Annotated in this window: 16 protein-coding genes and 1 tRNA gene; 6 read left to right on the forward strand and 11 right to left on the reverse strand. The window is 31.9% G+C overall.

The features are described from left to right. Together zwf and HA146_RS05695 are read right to left on the reverse strand one after the other, a co-directional pair. Window positions 1–1524, reverse strand: a complete 1524-nt coding sequence (zwf, locus tag HA146_RS05690) for a glucose-6-phosphate dehydrogenase (RefSeq protein WP_209108608.1) — start codon at window positions 1522–1524, stop codon at window positions 1–3. A gap of 110 nt (window positions 1525–1634) precedes the next feature. Continuing rightward, window positions 1635–2744 carry an FAD-binding oxidoreductase gene (locus HA146_RS05695; RefSeq protein ID WP_209108609.1) on the reverse strand — a complete coding sequence of 370 codons (1110 nt, stop codon included), beginning with the start codon at window positions 2742–2744 and terminating at the stop codon, window positions 1635–1637. 182 nt (window positions 2745–2926) lie between these two features. Here HA146_RS05695 and HA146_RS05700 point away from each other — a divergent pair, with 182 nt between their 5' ends. After that, window positions 2927–3472 (forward strand): SRPBCC family protein, encoded by a 546-nt coding sequence (locus HA146_RS05700; protein ID WP_209108610.1) that lies wholly within the window; start codon window positions 2927–2929, stop codon window positions 3470–3472. A 17-nt stretch (window positions 3473–3489) separates the two neighbouring features. On the opposite strand, the gene HA146_RS05705 is transcribed toward HA146_RS05700, so the two are convergent. Next, window positions 3490–3562: transfer RNA gene (locus tag HA146_RS05705), tRNA-Glu, on the reverse strand. A gap of 41 nt (window positions 3563–3603) precedes the next feature. After that, the gene (locus HA146_RS05710; protein ID WP_209108611.1) at window positions 3604–4722 is read right to left on the reverse strand and encodes a histidine kinase; all 1119 of its coding nucleotides are present in this window, start codon (window positions 4720–4722) and stop codon (window positions 3604–3606) included. A gap of 106 nt (window positions 4723–4828) precedes the next feature. Between HA146_RS05710 and HA146_RS05715 the strand changes: the two genes are divergently transcribed. Both HA146_RS05715 and HA146_RS05720 read left to right on the forward strand, forming a co-directional pair. After that, window positions 4829–5371, forward strand: coding sequence for a hypothetical protein (locus tag HA146_RS05715; protein ID WP_209108612.1), 543 nt, complete (start codon window positions 4829–4831; stop codon window positions 5369–5371). 61 nt (window positions 5372–5432) lie between these two features. Beyond that, window positions 5433–5873, forward strand: a complete 441-nt coding sequence (locus tag HA146_RS05720; protein WP_209108613.1) for a Villin headpiece domain-containing protein — start codon at window positions 5433–5435, stop codon at window positions 5871–5873. A gap of 18 nt (window positions 5874–5891) precedes the next feature. Here the strand turns inward: HA146_RS05720 and HA146_RS05725 are convergent, their stop codons facing one another. Continuing rightward, window positions 5892–6887 (reverse strand): ribose-phosphate pyrophosphokinase, encoded by a 996-nt coding sequence (locus HA146_RS05725; protein WP_209108614.1) that lies wholly within the window; start codon window positions 6885–6887, stop codon window positions 5892–5894. Window positions 6888–7140: 253 nt separating this feature from the next. On the opposite strand from HA146_RS05725, the gene malQ reads away from it, so the two are divergent. Beyond that, complete coding sequence (gene malQ, locus HA146_RS05730) at window positions 7141–8661, forward strand: 4-alpha-glucanotransferase (RefSeq protein WP_209108615.1); 1521 nt, start codon at window positions 7141–7143, stop codon at window positions 8659–8661. Window positions 8662–8675: 14 nt separating this feature from the next. Here malQ and HA146_RS05735 read toward each other — a convergent pair whose 3' ends face one another. Both HA146_RS05735 and HA146_RS05740 read right to left on the reverse strand, forming a co-directional pair. After that, the gene (locus HA146_RS05735) at window positions 8676–9170 is read right to left on the reverse strand and encodes a helix-turn-helix domain-containing protein (RefSeq protein ID WP_209108700.1); all 495 of its coding nucleotides are present in this window, start codon (window positions 9168–9170) and stop codon (window positions 8676–8678) included. A gap of 64 nt (window positions 9171–9234) precedes the next feature. Further along, window positions 9235–10893 carry an ABC1 kinase family protein gene (locus HA146_RS05740; protein ID WP_209108616.1) on the reverse strand — a complete coding sequence of 553 codons (1659 nt, stop codon included), beginning with the start codon at window positions 10891–10893 and terminating at the stop codon, window positions 9235–9237. A gap of 64 nt (window positions 10894–10957) precedes the next feature. Here HA146_RS05740 and HA146_RS05745 point away from each other — a divergent pair, with 64 nt between their 5' ends. Together HA146_RS05745 and HA146_RS05750 are read left to right on the forward strand one after the other, a co-directional pair. Beyond that, window positions 10958–12349 carry an aminotransferase class I/II-fold pyridoxal phosphate-dependent enzyme gene (locus HA146_RS05745; protein ID WP_209108617.1) on the forward strand — a complete coding sequence of 464 codons (1392 nt, stop codon included), beginning with the start codon at window positions 10958–10960 and terminating at the stop codon, window positions 12347–12349. Window positions 12350–12364: 15 nt separating this feature from the next. Further along, window positions 12365–13222 carry a phosphatidate cytidylyltransferase gene (locus tag HA146_RS05750; RefSeq protein ID WP_209108618.1) on the forward strand — a complete coding sequence of 286 codons (858 nt, stop codon included), beginning with the start codon at window positions 12365–12367 and terminating at the stop codon, window positions 13220–13222. Window positions 13223–13234: 12 nt separating this feature from the next. On the opposite strand, the gene HA146_RS05755 is transcribed toward HA146_RS05750, so the two are convergent. The 4 genes from HA146_RS05755 to rimI form a co-directional block, all read right to left on the reverse strand. Next, complete coding sequence (locus HA146_RS05755) at window positions 13235–14134, reverse strand: alpha/beta fold hydrolase (protein ID WP_209108619.1); 900 nt, start codon at window positions 14132–14134, stop codon at window positions 13235–13237. 8 nt (window positions 14135–14142) lie between these two features. Next, window positions 14143–15234, reverse strand: coding sequence for an iron-containing alcohol dehydrogenase (locus HA146_RS05760; protein ID WP_209108620.1), 1092 nt, complete (start codon window positions 15232–15234; stop codon window positions 14143–14145). Window positions 15235–15249: 15 nt separating this feature from the next. After that, entirely contained in the window at window positions 15250–17778 is a 2529-nt protein-coding gene (locus HA146_RS05765; protein ID WP_209108621.1) for an ATP-dependent Clp protease ATP-binding subunit, read from the reverse strand. Between the two features lie 179 nt (window positions 17779–17957). Then, window positions 17958–18395 carry a ribosomal protein S18-alanine N-acetyltransferase gene (gene rimI, locus HA146_RS05770; RefSeq protein ID WP_209108622.1) on the reverse strand — a complete coding sequence of 146 codons (438 nt, stop codon included), beginning with the start codon at window positions 18393–18395 and terminating at the stop codon, window positions 17958–17960. Between the last annotated feature and the right edge of the window lie 37 nt (window positions 18396–18432).

Genomic DNA, 18432 nt, shown 5'->3' on the forward strand with positions numbered 1-18432 from the left:
TTAAGGTCTCCTCCAGAAGATATTATCTTTTGAAAGTAATTGATCAGACTCAGGAGGTCCCCATGTCATAGATTCATAATTATAAATAGGTAACTTCCAAGGAGAATTATCCATCAATTCTATTAATGGCGTATAAAGTTTCCAAGCTGCCTCTACTTCATCACTTCGAGTAAATAAGGTTGGGTCAGAAAGCATTGCATCAGCTAATAATCTTACATAGCCTTCATCTGAGGGTTCTCCAAATGATGCATCATAAGAAAATTCCATCTCAACAGGTCTTGATTTCATTCCAGAACCTGGGGATTTTACCTCAAATTTGAAAGTAGCACCTTCATTTGGCTGAATTCTAAGGATAAGTTGATTTGGGGCAGGATTTATTATTGTTGATTCAAATAAATGAACAGGAACGTCTTTAAAAGTCAAGACTATTTCTCCAAGTCTTTTAGGTAGTCTTTTCCCTGTTCTCAAATAAAAAGGGACCCCTTGCCAACGCCAGTTATCAACAAACACTTTTGTCGCAATATAAGTTTCTGTTGTGCTATTACAATTAACACCCTCTTCCTGCCTATATCCTTTAAGTCGATTTGAGATATTTCCTCCATCTCCATATTGACCTCTTATGCAACAATTCCAAGGTTCATTTTCGTCAGCAAGTTTTGAAGCTTGAAGAACCTTAGCTTTTTCATTTCTTATTGCTTCTGGTTCAAACTTTCCAGGAGGTTCCATAGCAGTAACAGCAAGCATCTGAGTCATATGATTTTGAAGCATATCTCTTAAGGCACCAGAGCTTTCGTAATAACCAGCTCTATCTTCAACACCCACTGTTTCAGATGAAGTAATTTGAACACTTGATATATAATTTCTGTTCCAAATTGGTTCAAAAATAGTGTTAGCAAACCTCATAACAAGAATATTTTGAACTGTCTCTTTACCTAAATAATGATCAATCCTATAAATCTGACTTTCTTCTGCACAACTTTGAACGATCTTATTCAATTTTTTTGCACTTGAATAATCTCTTCCAAAAGGTTTTTCAATCACTAAACGACTTTTCTTAGGGTCATCTAAAAGGCCAGCTGCTTTAAGAGCTTTACATCCACTTGCATAGAAATTCGGAGATACTGATAAATAAAATGTTCTATTCCCATGAGTAGCTTGTGTTTTATCAATTTCATTTAATCTTTTAGAAAGCCTTACGACATGATCAATTTGTTGTAAGTCAACTGGTTCGTAGAAAAGATAATTAGAAAATTGTTCCCACTCCCTTTCTTTACCAGATATTTGATTGGATAGCTTTACTTTCATCTTTTCTCTAAACTCATTATCAGTCCAAGGTCTTCTTGCACAACCAACTATTCCAAATTCACTAGGAATTCTTCTTTGCAAATAGAGTTCAAATAAGGCTGGTATTAATTTTCTATGAGTAAGGTCTCCACTAGCACCAAAGATTACTAAGCATTGTGGAGATATGACTCTTTCCTGTCGTAAACCTAATCTAAGAGGATTACTTAAAGTTGAAGGCATATTTTTAATATTCTTATTTTTAAAATCCTCTTTTTTTCGAAGATTAGCTACATATTGTGTCTAAACCAAAAAGTATCTCGAGGGATAAACTTAAACTTAAATATAAAGCGTTAGTAAGTTTCTACGTGCCATCTTCCTGCTTTTTTTAGTTGAGGTCTTAATTCTGACCAATTCAAGCCTTTTTCTTCTGCCGCCTTAGTCATAGCTTCATCTATTCCAGGCTCCATACCCTTTAAGCCACAAAGATATATGTGTGTCTTCTCATCTTCAATCATATTGAAAAGCTCGTTTGCTGATTCTAAAACTCTGTCTTGAATATACATCCTTCCACCTTTTGTATTTTGTTGCTCACGACTAATAGCTTTTGTATATTTAAAATTATCTGGATAATCAGAAAGATATCTTTGTAGATCTTCCTCATATAACAAATTAGCTGATTTTGGGGCACCCATAAATAACCAAGCTTTACCCTTAAAATTCCATTTATTTTTTTCTTTTTCAGTTGCTTCGAACATTCTTCTTAAATAAGCTCTCATAGGCGCTATACCTGTTCCAGTAGCAAGCATAACGATGTTCGCGTCCTCTTCGTCTGGGAGAAGCATTTCCTTACCTACAGGGCCTGTGATTTTTACTTTATCCCCAGGCTTAATATCGCATAAGTAAGTAGAACAAACACCATTGATAGTTTCACCATCTTTTTCGTACTGAAGCTGTCTAACACAAAGAGAAACTGTATTTCCGTTAAAATCATCTCCATGTCTTGTACTAGCAATTGAGTAAAGTCTCAATTTATGAGGCTTTCCATTAGCATCCTCTCCGGCAGGCATAATACCAATACTCTGTCCTTCAACATAATTTAAGAATGGATCACTATCTTTGAGGTCGAAAGTTATGTGATTTACTCTACCAATAGCTCCATCTTTAAGAAGACTGTAGTTTTCGATTACGGTACCTTCAAAAGGAGTCTTAGGTCTATAGATATTTACGGGTACATCAGCATGTTTCTTCTTAACTAATGTATTAGCTGCTGACTTAGCAACTGGAGCAGGCTTAGAGGCTGATTGTTGTTCAACAGGATTTATCTGAGATTTTTTTGGCTCTATTTCTTGTGGGGAATTTGAGGCTCTTTTACTAAACGATTTTTGAATAAAAGAAAAAACTCCTATTAATACTGGTATATGAGCTAAGCCACCTGCGATAACTGTTGATTGTGAATACATTTTTTAGTTTTCTTTATATAAAAGATTATCAATTTGTAGTTTAATTTGTAGTGATTTTATAAAAATGGTTACGTTTTGAGATCGGAATAAATAAATAAAATTATTTTTATTTTTCAATATTTGATGTTTTTATCTGTATAGTTACACAGAAATAATTTTTTATCTCATTAAAAAATTTATTTATGATTAATCCTCAAGAATCAGTAGATCATTCAAAAAATAATGATTACAGGACAATTGAGCAAACGATGGAAAAACTTTCTAACGGGACAAGAAGACTTGCAGCACAACTAACTACTTCTGCAAGTTTAGATTCTTTGTGGAATGTTTTAACAGATTATGATCGACTAAATCTCTACATACCAAATCTATTGTCAAGCAAAAAAATATATCAAAAGAACAATAATGTACATCTAAAACAAGTTGGGGCTCAAGATTTCCTTGGCATGAAATTTTCAGCTGAAGTAACTATCGATTTAATTGAAGATAAAGAGCTTGGCCTTTTAAAATTCAATTTAATTAAAGGAGATTTCAGAAAATTTGAAGGTCGTTGGAAAATCCAAAATATTAAAGATACTTCAAATAATTCATTAATTTACGATCTTACTGTTCAAGGTTGTCAGTGGATGCCTATAGGAATGATAGAGAAAAGACTTAAAAAAGACCTTTCAGAAAATTTGATAGCCGTCGATAAACAAGCAAAGTCATCAATAAACATCAAAAATTAGTTTAAAACTTTAAACAATAGCCCCAAGGGGATTCGAACCCCTGTCGCCTCCGTGAAAGGGAGGTGTCCTAGGCCTCTAGACGATGGGGCCAGGTAATTAGCATAACAGCTTATTAAAAATTAAGAGTAAGGCTAGCCTTTCGTCAAGTATTGTTGCTCTTTGTTTTGTCCTTGCCACACAGGAACCGTGAAATGGAAGCACGAACCGACACCAACTTCAGATACGACCCATATTCTTCCTCCATGGACTTGTACTATTCTCCTGCATACAGATAGTCCAATCCCAAATCCTGAAGTTCCTTCAGAAGTCTGTGGGAGCCTAACTCTATCCAAGAAAATTCTTTTTTGTTCGCTCAAAGGAATCCCGACACCTTTGTCACAAATTGTTATTTCTACCCATTGATTTGTCTTATGGATCATTGTAATTTTTATTGACCCAGAGTCTTTAGAAAATTTAATAGCATTTTCAATTAAATTTAAAAATACTTGCCTCATTCTTCTTTGATCTGCAAATACACTTGGCAGATCAGAGGGAATATCAGTATCAATTTCAATATTCCTTAATCTCCAGAGTTTTTCTAATTCGAGTATTACTTCAGCACTAATATTACCCAAATCAATTTTTTGAGGATTAAATAATGCTTCCCATTTAGTTGTTCCAACCTCTAAAAGATCCTGAGATAAGAGTTCAATTTCTTCTAGACGTCTTTTAATCACATCTTGAAATTTTGAAATATCTATTTGTCCAAGTTTTTGACTTTGAACAGCCAACGTGGCTGCAGTTAAGGGGGTTCTCAGTTCATGCGCGACCATTCTTAATAATCTTTCCTGAGATTCTATTCTTTTTGTTAATGTCTCATTTTCTTGTCTTAAAACAAGAAGTTCGTCTTCAAGAAGAAATTCTTTTTGAGTTCTTATTGAATCAATTTTGGGTGGCTGCAAATTAATTCCCAGATTTTTTGTTAGGCCTTCCTCTCTCCACCTTGGCAACCATTTCTGCAACTGAGAGAAAATATTACTTCCAGCAAATATTTGCTTTGGAGCTGGGGAAACCTTTATAAGAGCAGGAATAGCAACTAATCTATGCAGTTCGAGTAATTCTGGTTGTTCTGTGGGCTCAGAAATCTGAAGAGATATCTCAAATTCACAATCATCTGATTCTAAATAAGCAATTAGGGACTTAATATCACTACTAGAAAGTTGATTTCTAGCTACTACAAGTATTAATTTTAACTCTTTTTTATCATTCAAATGATTTCCTCTGAAGTGTTGAAAAGCTGTTAATCCTTATAAACACATTAAGATATTTATTTTTATTCTACAGATAAGCTATGAAATAAATAGGACTTATTTATATATGGATGTTATTAATCAAAAGAAAAATCTAAATTTTGGCGATAATAATTCTCCTGAAATTAATTTGAATAGTAATTTAAAAAGATGGTTTTCAAGAAATATTGGATTATGGAAATCTAATAGAACATATTTTTTTGATGAAGTACAAAAAACATATAATTTATGCATGAATATAAATATACAAGCTCTTGAGAATAAATCTGAATGGGAGTCGCACTATAAATTCACCTGGTATCCAGAAAAAAAATATAATTTCTTTGAGGAAAATCCCCAATATAAAGAGCGTGGAGAAATGTGTGCATTCATAAAGGGACACCAACTTATGAGGGAAAATTTTTATTTAAGTAATGATGCAGGTATTTCAAATATTAAGCAAGTTGATGAACACGAAATGATTTTTGAATCCTCTTATAAAGATTGGTATATTATTGAACATACAAGACTTGTAGATTTAGATAATTATAGATTCAGGGTTATATATTCATGGAATAAAAACAAGTTAAAAATTGTAGAGAATCATCACGAAATAAAAATTATTAAGTAAGTCTTTTTATAGACTAATTTTAAAAAGAAAAATGTTATCTTGTATAAAAAATTATTAGTTAATGGATATTAATTTTTATTCAAAAAGAATTCTTAAATTGTTAGGTATTAGCCTTTTTATATCCTTCATATTTATAGAGATTAATACAATAAATAGACAAATCAAGGCCGAAAAAAATTTAATTGCTGCTTCTGAAAAAGATCTTTTCTTATATCGACAAATGGGGGCATCTTATTTATGTATAGCTTCAAAAGCTGAAGTAGATTTTAAAAAAGGTCTTGGTATTGCTAGTGCTACCTTTGCAAATGTAATAATTGGCAAGCATGGAGGTGCTATTAAAGAATTAGGAAGCAAAAAACTTGACGAAAAAAAGTTATATAACGCAGGTACATTTCAGATTGTTGGAAGTGCTCTTAATATTTGCCCTGAAAGCATTCCAAAGAATATAAAAAATGATTATGAAAAAAGTTTAAAGAAACTTGTAAAGGAAAGCAAAAAATAATTTTATTGAATTTATTCATCATCTGAACATTGAGCTAACGGAACTTTCTTCGTGTATTCTCCAAATAGCTTCACCAAGCATATTTGCTACAGAAAGGACTTTTAACTGTGGGAAATTATCATTAACAATAACTGGTATGCTGTTAGTGACTATAACTTGTTCAAAAAGATCCTTAGTACTTAATCTTTCATAAGAAGGAGGAGAGAATACAGCATGTGAAGCACATGCAAATATTCTTTTAGCCCCTTCTTTTTTTAATAAATTAGCTCCAGAACAAATCGTGCCGCCCGTGTCTATCATGTCGTCTATAAGAATAGCCGTTTTACCTTTAACTTCTCCAATAACTGTAAGACTTTCAGCGATATTATGAGCTGATCTCCTTTTATCAATTATAGCCAAAGGAGCATCTTTCATTAATTTTGCGAATGCTCTTGCTCTCGCCACTCCGCCTACATCAGGAGAGACAACTACAACTTCCTCTAAATTTAAACTTTCTAAATAATCAATTAATACTGGTGAACCGTAAATATGATCGCATGGTATATCAAAATAACCTTGTATTTGAGCTGAATGTAAATCCATAGCAAGAACTCTGTCAACTCCAGACTTCTCTAGTAAATTAGCAGTTAGTTTTGCAGTTATAGATTCTCTGCCAGAAGTCTTTCTATCTGCCCTTGCATATCCAAAATAAGGTATTACTGCCGTTATTTGCCTGGCAGAGGCCCTTTTACAAGCATCAACCATAATCATAAGTTCCATTAAACTATCGTTTACAGGGGCGCATGTAGGTTGTATTAGAAACACATCGCAACCTCTAATAGATTGCTGAATCTGGACATAAAGTTCTCCATCAGCAAATCTTTTAGATACTAAAGGTACATTTTTAATCCCTAAGTATGATGCAATTTCTTCAGCTAGTTTAGGATTTGTTGTTCCACTTACTAGCCTTAATCTACTATTACTTAGATTAAAATTAGATTCTTTATTCTGCACTGCCGTGATAAAACTTGTCACGAAATTAGCACTATAAAACTATATTCTTATCGTAGTCGTTTATGAGAATTTCGCAAAAGATAATGACTAGATCTTTTCAAAAGACATATCTCTTGATCAAAATATAAAATGCCGATCAAAAATTAGAACTTATTTTTAATTCAGTCATAAAATAATTGGTATAATATTTGTCAATTAAAAAAAATTTGTATATCGTTGAATTTAGGGAATTAATAACAATTTAATTGTAAAGAATCAAAATATAATTAAAAACATGCCTATACAAAAAGTTCTTACAAAAAAATCATTAGGCGTAATTATGCATCCTACAAGTATACCAGGAGGAAGAATATGTGGAACTTTTGGTAGAGGCGCTAAAGAGTGGATAAAAACACTTCATAAGTATGGGATCGAATACTGGCAATTTTTACCTCTTACACCTACTGATTCTACAGGGTCTCCATATAGTTCACCATCTAGTTTTGCACTGAATCCATGGTTTCTAGATATAGATGATTTAATCGAGAAAGGTTTTATTTTCATTTCTAATAAAGAAGATTTAGGACCCACATATCAGAATAAGAATCATTTTGAGTTTGATGTTGCGGATGATTTAACAAAAAAATTAGGTCACCTCCTTTTGCAAGGTTGGAGTTCTCAATCTGAAGAGAGAAAACTTGATTTTTACAACTGGGTTAGTAAGAATTCTTGGGTTGAAGATTACGCAACATTTATTGTTATCAAGGAAGAATTTAATATGTTGCCTTGGTGGCAATGGCCTCAAGAATTTAAAATAAAAAACAAGAAATTTTTAAAATCATGGATTCAGAAAAAAGCTGAAGAGATACTTATTAAAAAATTAATACAGTGGCATTTAGATGAGCAATGGAGCGTAATTAAAAACTTTGCAAAATCAAGGAATATTAAGTTAATAGGTGATTTACCCTTTTATGTTTCTAGGGATAGCGCCGACGTATGGAGTAATAAATCACTATTTTCAATTTTTAAAAATGGAGATTTAATCTTTCAAAGTGGTGTACCACCTGATTATTTCTCATCAACGGGACAATTATGGGGGACCCCAACTTACTTTTGGTCAAAACATAAAAAGACTAATTTCGATTGGTGGAGAAAAAGATTTAAAAGGCAATTTGAACTTGTGGACCTATTGAGATTGGATCATTTCAGAGGTTTAGCGGGTTACTGGAGAGTTAATGGCAATTCTAAATCGGCAATTTTTGGCAAATGGATAAATTCTCCAGGTAGAACACTATTAAATAAACTAAAAAAAGATTTAAGGGATGACTATCTACCAATTATCGCGGAGGACCTTGGAGTAATAACACCAGATGTGGAAAAATTAAGGAGAAATTTTGAACTACCTGGCATGAAAATATTGCAATTCGCTTTTGATGGCAACGAAGATAACCCGTATTTACCTAAGAATATTGAAGGAGAAAATTGGGTTGTTTATACAGGTACTCATGACAACTCAACTTCACTATCATGGTGGGAATGTTTAGATAATGAATCCAAAACAAGAATAAAAGATGAGTATAAATTTTCAGAAAATCCTTCTTGGAGTTTAATAGAAATTGGCATGGGTACAAATGCTAATCTCTTTATCGCTCCAATACAAGATATATTATCTCTAGATGATACAAGTAGATTAAATAGACCAGGAACTACAAAAAATAACTGGAAATGGAAGCTAAATAAACCTATAGAGGAAATTGAAGACAATATTAGACTTTTTAGTGATCTAGGAAATAATTTTGGGAGGACTAGAAAATAGAGATTCATTGATAGTTATTTATCAATGATTTTATTTTCCATATTTTGAATCTCTATAAAATTTACATTTAAGACAAAGTATCTCTTTAATATAAATATAGTTAGAACTAATATAAAAAAATACAAAACACTTCCCTGCCAAGTATTTATAAGATCAATTTTGCTGACAAGAAAAGCTTTTTTTTCTTTTTTAAAAATTTCTTTTTCTCTAATTGCTAATTCTACTAATGTATTTTTTTTTAATACTAAGCATTCTTCTAATTTAATTAATATAGATCTTATAAAGGGATACTTAGGCCTAATATTTTTATTATTATTTTCAATAGAATTTATTGTTTGTTCAGGGATCTTTGAAATATGAGACAATTCTTGTATTGTTAGGTTTTGTTGGATTCTTGCTTCTTTTACTAACTTCGCAATTTCTTTATACTGATCAACTACTCCATGATTAAAGTCTTTATTTTTATTAGTTTTTTTATAGAATAAAAAAAGATTTTTCAAAATATTAATAGTAGTTCCATTGATTTTAATCAATTAAAAATCATTAGTTAATTACTATTTATAAATATAAAAACTAAACTGGGGAGATCATATTTTGAACTGCACTTTTTGCAATATTCAAAGGGCTAAATGTATCTCTAATTAAACCTAAAAGTTTTTTTGCATCAGTCAATTCTAATTTATCATCTTTTATAAGGCTTAAAAGAAGATTTTTCCTAACTTCGGATCCTTTTTTACTAACAAATAATTTCAATCCAGCATTAGCAACTGGTATTAGGTCTGAATTAATATTTTCAGAATCTTTAAATAAAATATTAAGTAAACTTTGAACTTTTTCTATTTGGATTCGACCTTTTTTATCAAAAATAACTTCTAAAAGAATTTCTAAAATCTCTTCAGAATTATCAGTAAGTAGTTTTTTCGCTATATAGGGATATGCAATTTTTAAAATTTTAAATTCGGGATCTAGTCTTAAAGCCAAACCTTCTTGACTAACAACAGCTCTTATTATCAACGCAAACCTACTGGGCACCCTAAATGGATAAGAATACATTAGTTTTGAGAATTTATCCGTTACATTTTTAAGATTAAAATTGCCAACCTCAGCACTTAGAGATCCTCCTAAAACTTCTTTTAATGGTTTAACAAGTTTTTGAAGATCTTGTTCTTTAGTTAAAAAACCTAATTTCTGAAAATCTTTTGCAAGAAGATAATATTCATCATTTATTATGTGAACAATAGCTTTAATGAGAGTAAGTCTATCTGAATTTGTAATTGTATCCATCATTCCGAAATCTACATAAGCTAAATTTCCACAATCTGCATTTCCTCCTTTGAGCGCAAACATATTCCCAGGGTGTGGGTCAGCATGAAAATATCCATATTCAAATAATTGCTGAAGACCACTGATTACACAAGTTTTTATAAAAGAGGAAGGTACTAAGTTATTTTCCTCCAATAAAGCCCGATCTCTTAACTTAACTCCATCAATCCAAGAGGTTGTAATAATTCTCTTAGATGAAAACTGTTTTTCCAATTTAGGTATAAAAACATTAGGGTTATCTTTGAATAAATCTGCAAACTTTAAAGCGTTTTCTCCCTCTTTTTCATAGTCAATTTCATCAAAAAGTGCCTTACCGAATTCATCTATTATTTCTCCAATTCCAACACCAATATTTAATGGTAAAAATGGTGACAAAAAAGTTGCTAAAAACCTTAATATTACAACATCTCTTCTTATAAGAAAGTACAAATTTGGCCTCTGTACTTTCACAGCTACATAAGTATTATTTTTTGTTTTTGTTTTATAAACCATACCTAAGCTTGCTGAAGCGATAGGACTTTCAGGGAACTCATCAAATAATTCATTAGGTGAGGCCCCAAGTTCCTCTTCAATAATTTTTAAAGCAATTTTGTGATCAAATGCTGGGAGATTATCCTGCAAGTTTGTAAGTTCTGTCAGCCAATCTTGTCTTACAAGATCTGGTCTAGTTGAGAGTGCCTGGCCTAATTTTATAAAACATGGACCTAAATCTGTTATTACATCAAAAAGATATTTTGAAAGATTTTTTTGTACATTTTTATTTTTACTGTTACCTTGAAAAAGTATTCTTAAAAAAAGAAAAATAAAAGTTAAAAGGATATATAAAACTCTTGGGATGAAAATCCATGGTCTCAAAATCAACCAAATCAAGTCATCTTTTACTGAATATTTCGAATAAGATCTTGTCATTAAAGTTAAAAAATATCAAAGAAGAATTCCATTTGGTTCATTCTATATATGTAAATAATACTTTATGAGTATTTCATCTTTTCTGACTAAAAAGTTTTTAAAGTCACTTTTCTTTCCCGCTCATAACAGAGGGGCAGCTTTACCCAAGAAATTAGTGCAATTATTAAAAAATCAACCTGGGTATTGGGACTTACCGGAACTACCAGAGATAGGTTCACCACTATCCCAAAACGGATTAATTGCCAAAACCCAAAAAGAATTCTCTGACAAATTTGGGGCGAAAGGATGTTTTTTTGGAGTCAATGGAGCCTCTGGATTGATACAATCAGCGGTAATTTCAATGGCAAAACCTGGAGAAACTATTCTGATGCCAAGAAATGTTCATATAAGTGTTATAAAAATCTGTGCGATGCAGAACATACATCCAATATTCTTTGACCTAGATTTTTCATCAGAAACCGGTCATTACAAACCAATAACAAAAAAATGGTTGAAAAATGTATTTAAGAAAATAAATTTTAATGAAAAAAAAATTGTAGGGGTAATTCTAGTAAATCCTTCTTATCATGGTTATTCGGGAGATTTAGGCCCTTTAATAGATCTTTGTCATCAAAAAAGTCTACCTGTTTTGGTTGATGAAGCCCATGGTTCATATTTCCTTTTTTGTGAAAACCTTAACCTCCCAAAGTCCGCTTTAATATCAAATGCTGATTTAGTCGTTCACTCATTGCATAAGTCGCTAAATGGTTTAACTCAAACTGCTGCACTTTGGTACAAAGGGAATCTAGTAAATGAGCAAAATTTAATCAAGAGTATTAATTTGTTGCAAACTACTAGTCCAAGTTCCTTATTACTTTCATCTTGTGAAGAGTCTATTAAAGACTGGCTTAATAAAAAAAGTTTATCAAAATATCAAAAAAGAATTATAGAGGCAAAAAGCATCTACAAAAAATTAATCCAAAAGAATATTCCCCTCATAGAAACCCAAGATCCATTAAAAATAGTATTGAATACCTCTAAGGCTGGAATTGATGGTTTTACTGCTGATAATTTTTTCTATAAAAATGGTCTTATTGCTGAATTACCCGAAATGATGACTCTAACTTTTTGCTTAGGATTTGCGAATCAAAAAGATTTTATTAATATATTTGAAAAGTTATGGAATAAATTACTATTAAATTCTAAAAAGTCTAAAAGTTTAGAAGTGCTCCAATCGCCCTTTAAATTAGTTCAAGCACCAGATATTGAAATTGGAATTGCTTGGAGGAGTGAAACTCGTAGTATACCTTTCTTGCAATCATTAAATAAAATTTCTGGAGAAATTATTTGCCCTTATCCTCCTGGGATTCCTATACTAGTTCCTGGGGAAAAAATTGACATCGATAGGTTTAATTGGATAAATAATCAAAGTTTATACAACAAAGATCTGGTAAATTTTAATATAAGAGTTATATAAACATAGAAATTTGATATGAGATTAAGAAGCGGATTACTTATAGGAATATTTGGTTTAATTGTTGTTTTATTGGGAGGATGGTTTTTTACATTAGCAACAGCGTTGCTTACTTATTTAGCATTATTAGAATTTTTTAGAATGGCAGAATTTAAAGGAATAAAACCTGCCACAAAAACTACATTATTTTCATCTTTCGTTATTATAGTTTCTGCTTATCTTGAGACCATAGGTTTGCTTGAAGGAGAAATATCAAATTCAATTTTGCCTATCTGTTCAGTTGGAATATGCACTTGGTTACTTTTGCAACCAAAACCTGGAACAATTTCAGATATTGCAGCTTCTATTTTTGGTTTATTCTATTTAGGTTTTTTACCTAGTTACTGGATTAAGTTAAGGGGATTGGATTCAGTGATAATAAATTATAATCAAGGTTTTATTTCGTTTGAAAACTTATCAAATACTACAGGTTTAAATTTAACTTTAACTTCTTGTTTTTTAATTGTAGCTAGTGATATTGGTTCTTATTTTATTGGGAAGTCATTTGGTAAAAAATCTCTTTCGCCAATATCTCCTAGCAAAACAATAGAAGGTTTAATTGGAGGAATATCCTGTTCAATATTATTATCAATATTTTTCGCATTTTTACTGAAATGGGAAAATCCATTTTTAGTTGGAATTTTGTATGGAATTTTAATTTCTCTTATGGCATTAGTTGGAGATTTAATTGAATCAATGATGAAGAGAGATGCAAAAATAAAAGATTCCGGTACTTTTTTACCGGGACATGGAGGTATTCTTGACAGAATTGACAGCTACATTTTTACTCCATCTGTTTTGTATTACATTTTTATAATTCTCAAGTATCTAAATTAATTATGATATTTTTTATTCCAGAAAATAATCATGGATAATTTTACTAGATAATGATGGTAAATCTACATGAGGAAGATGACCGCAATTTTGCAACCCTACAAAATTTAATTTATCAATTTTCCTTAAATTTTTAATCTCTTTTTTTCCAAGAATGCGATCATTTTCTCCACAAACTGCTTTAATTGGGATGTTTTGAATATATTTATGTGTTCCAGCAAACCCTCCACTTTTCGCAAATGATGCAAGTGAATTCCTCCATCCTTTACAACCTAAATGAATTGAAGCAATTTGCTCTTCCATTTCACCAACACATTCATCTGGGAAAGCAAATGCTTGCCTACAAAGACTTTTTCTGACCTGCGGCAATCCAAGAAATGAGGCCCCAATTTGGTTAAGAGGAAAAGGAATGTTCTTAGGTTCTCCGAACAATCCTGCAGGAGATAAAAGGATAATTTTATCAATAGAATCAGGGAATTCAAAAGAAAGTTTTAAAGCTGTTGAGCCTCCCATAGAGGCACCAATAATTTTTAGATTCTTTGTTATTTGTAAGGTCTTAAGGAGATCAATTAAATATGAAATTATTTTTGAGGGATTGTATTCATTTGTTGCGCACCTAGGACTAAAACCAAACCCTAACAGATCAGGAATTATAACTTGGAAATTTCTTTTTAATGATTGATATATTCTCCTAAACTCTAAAAAACTACTGTCAAAGCCATGTAGGAGAAGTATAGGTTGACCTTTTCCTCCCATGACCACAGGGAATTTCATAGAATTCCAGTTCTCATTGAGTTTAATCCACTTAACATCATTTGCCAAATAAAGACCTAATGGATCTAATAGAGATATTCTGGCACTCTCAAAATAATCAAGATTCAAATCGCTAAGTTGTTCGAAATGGGTTTTAGTCAAAAAGATAATTATATTTTGATTTTTTGTTGTTCAAAATTTGCAATGACCTGAACTATATCCTGTTTATGAATTTCAAAAGGCAAGAAGTGAATCTCAGATTTATCTCGACAAGTAAAGTTAGCAATTTTCTCTAAATTGTTATTTTCAAAAACATTTATTCCAAGTTCTGCAATAGTAGTTGGCAAATTCAATTCTTTCATAAGTACCAATAATTGTTTACTTGATTGATCAGCTAATTTATTATTATTTTTCATTTCTTCTAGTCTCAATTGCAATAATAATCCAACCCCAACAATCTCACCATGTAAGAATTTATTTGGGGTTATTATCTGCGTGATTGCATTATGGATAGCATGTGCGGCAGCAGTCCTACACTTTCCTCCCCCAATTCCACCTACTAATCCTGCTGTAAGTCCACACGCTTCTATAGTATTTCGCCAAGAAAGATTATTTTCAAATTCACCCTTAAATGCTTTTTCACCATCTATTAGTAGTTGATCTCTTAAAACTCTTGATATCTGAATAGCTTGTTGAACAAGGCCATCATCAATTGTTGAACTTGTTATTGAGGATTCATACCATTTTGCCAAAGCATCCGCTATGCCACTTGCAAGAGTTCTTGATGGAGCTGTTTGAATAAATTTATGATCATATACTAGGATTTTCGGACAAGATCCTAATGCAACATCCTTTATGAATTGACCATTTTTTGTATAAATATTAGATAAGGCTGTCCAACCTGCACAGGTAGAGGCGCTAAGAGGGACTGTAATACAAGGGATATTAAGACAATCTGCTATATATTTTCCAGAATCTAGAACTTTTCCACCTCCAGCCGCGATAACAGAATCATGATTATTCTTTAAGATGATGTTCTTTACTCTTGAAATGTCTTCATAACAACAATCAAATTGTAAATTAGCAGAATTAACATTAAGTTTTTGATTTTTTAAATCAATGAAAATTTTATTTCTCAGATTATTAGTATTAATGCCTCTCCCTACAATTAATGGCCTTTTAGTTAGTTTGGTAATTTGAGGTAAAGATTTTTCCCAGGCATAATTTCCCCTATATATACTTTCTGGAGAGATTGACTGCATATTTATTTTGAATAACTAGAAATTAGCACTTGCCAACTCTTGAGGAGATTCTTCAGAAGAAATATTAATTGTAACTTTTTTATTATCATCTATATCAACTAAAGCCTTATCTCCATCTTTTATTCTCCCAGACAGAACTTCTTCCGCCAAACTATCCTCTAATAAGCGCATAACAGCTCTTCTTAAGGGTCTTGCACCATAAGCAGGATTATAGCCTTCTTCAACAAGTCTTTCTTTGAAAGCATCTGTTACATTTAATTTAATGCCCTTATCTTGTAATCTTGCAAAAACCTCTTGCAACATTATTTCAGCAATTTCTTTAACCTCATTTTTAGTTAGTTGCCTGAATACAATTATTTCATCAAGTCTATTTAAAAATTCAGGTCTAAAATATTGCTTTAGTTCTTCGTTAACTAAAGATTTTATTCTATTGTATTGGCTATCTTCAACAGAATCACCTGAAAATTCAAATCCTAAACCGCCTCCTCCTTTCTCTATCACTTTAGAACCAATATTAGAAGTCATTATTAGCAAAGTATTTTTAAAATCTACAGTTCTACCCTTTGAATCTGTTAATCTACCATCCTCGAGTAGTTGCAATAATAAATTAAATACATCTGGATGAGCCTTTTCAACTTCATCAAATAAAACAACAGTATATGGACGTCTTCTAACCGCCTCAGTAAGCTGGCCACCTTCATTAAAACCAACATAACCAGGAGGGGAACCTATAAGTTTACTAACTGTATGTCTTTCCATAAATTCTGACATATCTAATCTAATCATTGCTTCTTCACTACCGAAGAAATATGAAGCCAAGGATTTAGTCAATTCAGTTTTACCAACCCCAGTAGGTCCTGAGAAAATAAAACTTGCGATAGGCCTATTAGGATTTTTCAATCCAACTCTTGCTCTTCTAATAGCTTTAGAAACAGCCTTTACAGCTTCATCTTGTCCAATTAGTCTTTGGTGAAGTGTTTCCTCCATATTAAGGAGCTTGACTGATTCGGTTTCTGTTAGTTTTTGAACAGGTACACCTGTCCACGAAGCAACAATATGTGCTACATCTTCTTCACTTACTAGAGGGTTTTGTAAGAGTTTTGAATCATTTTTAACAGAATTAGTATCAATATCATTTTGATCTTTAGATGTAGATTCTTTTTTATTTTCCAATATCTCCTTAATTTTTGTAGATAATTCGATCTCTTTTTCTCTTAATTGGCCAGCTTGATCAAAATTTTGGTCTCTTACAGATTCTTCCTTTTGTTTTTGGATTTGTCTTAGTTCTTTATCTATTTGTTTGGCTTCAGGGGGAAGTTTAGAATTTATCAAACGAACTCTACTTCCTGCCTCATCTATAAGGTCTATAGCCTTATCAGGTAAAAATCTATCAGATATATAACGATCACCTAGATGAGCTGCAGCCTCAAGTGCGTCATCAGTAATTTTTAGACGATGATGTTGCTCATAACGTTCTCTAAGACCTTTTAAGATTTCGATTGTATCTTCAATAGATGGCTCCCCAACCATGACAGGTTGAAATCTTCTTTCGAGTGCAGCATCTCTTTCAATATGTTTTCTATATTCATCGAGAGTTGTTGCTCCAATACATTGAAGTTCTCCTCTGGCTAATGCTGGCTTCAGAATGTTCGCAGCGTCTATAGCCCCTTCAGCAGCTCCGGCACCAATTAAAGTATGCACTTCATCTATGACAAGTATTACATTACCCGCAGTTTTAATTTCTTCCATTATTTTTTTTAATCTTTCTTCAAATTCTCCTCTATATTTTGTTCCAGCAACTAAAAGTCCTATATCAAGAGTTAAAACTCTTTTTTCTTCAAGTATGTCTGGAATATCTCCTATTTGTATTCTTTGAGCTAAACCTTCTGCAATAGCTGTTTTACCTACGCCAGGTTCACCAATGAGAACAGGATTATTTTTTGTTCTCCTACCTAATATTTGAACTACACGATCTATTTCTGAATGTCGTCCAACTACTGGATCTAGTTTTGATTCACTAGCTAATTTTGTTAAATTTGTTCCAAATTCATCAAGCGTAGCAGTTTTTAAGTTACCCTTACTTGAATTTGTCCCACTACCAACTTCAGCTGTTTCTCCTAACATTCTTATAACTTGAGTTCTTACTTTGGTAAGGTCAATAGTAAGATTTTCAAGAACTCTTGCAGCTACGCCCTCACCTTCTCTTATTAAGCCCAGTAATAAATGTTCAGTTCCTATATAGTTGTGCCCTAGTTGACGAGCCTCTTCAAGAGATAATTCTAAGACTCTTTTTGCCCTAGGAGTAAAGGGTATTTCAACTGCTACAAAACCTGAACCTCTACCAATTATCTTTTCAACTTCAATCCTTGAGTCTTTTAAGTTAACTCCAAGTGATTTAAGTACCTTTGCTGCGACCCCCGTTCCTTCTCCAATTAAACCTAAAAGAATTTGTTCCGTTCCTACGAAATTATGGCCAAGTCGTCTAGCTTCCTCTTGGGCAAGCATAATGACTTTTATAGCTTTTTCAGTAAATCTTTCAAACATTAGAAGATTAAATTCCTACTAATAACCTACCAGCAATATGACAATTTTGTGTTCAGAATGAGCTTTTGTGAATACCCAAATGTATATTTTATTCAAGTAAAATTAAATTTTTTAGTGATATAGCAGTAAATTATAGTAATTTCAAGCATTCTGGTTATCCGAACAAACAAATTTTTAAGTTATTTTGTTATTTTTTTTTCTTTTAGAAGAGCATCCGAACCATCTTTATAATAGTTTTTTCTAACCCCGACAGTAGGGAAATCGAAGCGGCTATAAAATTTTTGACCAATAACATTACTCCTAGATACTTCCAAAAGTAATTTTTTTACATTTAATTTTTCACATTGTTTTATTAAATAGTTCATAAGGTAAGAGCCAAAACCCTTTTTCCTAAACTTCTGGTCTACTACAAAATAATTTATTTGAGCTTCGTCAAGAACAACTTGAAAAACGCACACTCCTATAAGTAAATTATCAATTAACAAACCGACGATTTTTGTACCCTGCTTTTTGAATTCACTACCCCATTGTTTTTTGGTCCATAACGAAAGTGTATTTAAATCTAATTCATAACATAAATCAATATCATTCTCATTTATTCGTTTAATAGATATCATTTAATAATGAATATGTATTCAAAAAACCGGAATTAAA

The sequence above is a fragment of the Prochlorococcus marinus CUG1416 genome, assembly GCF_017695965.1.
Classification (GTDB): domain Bacteria; phylum Cyanobacteriota; class Cyanobacteriia; order PCC-6307; family Cyanobiaceae; genus Prochlorococcus_A.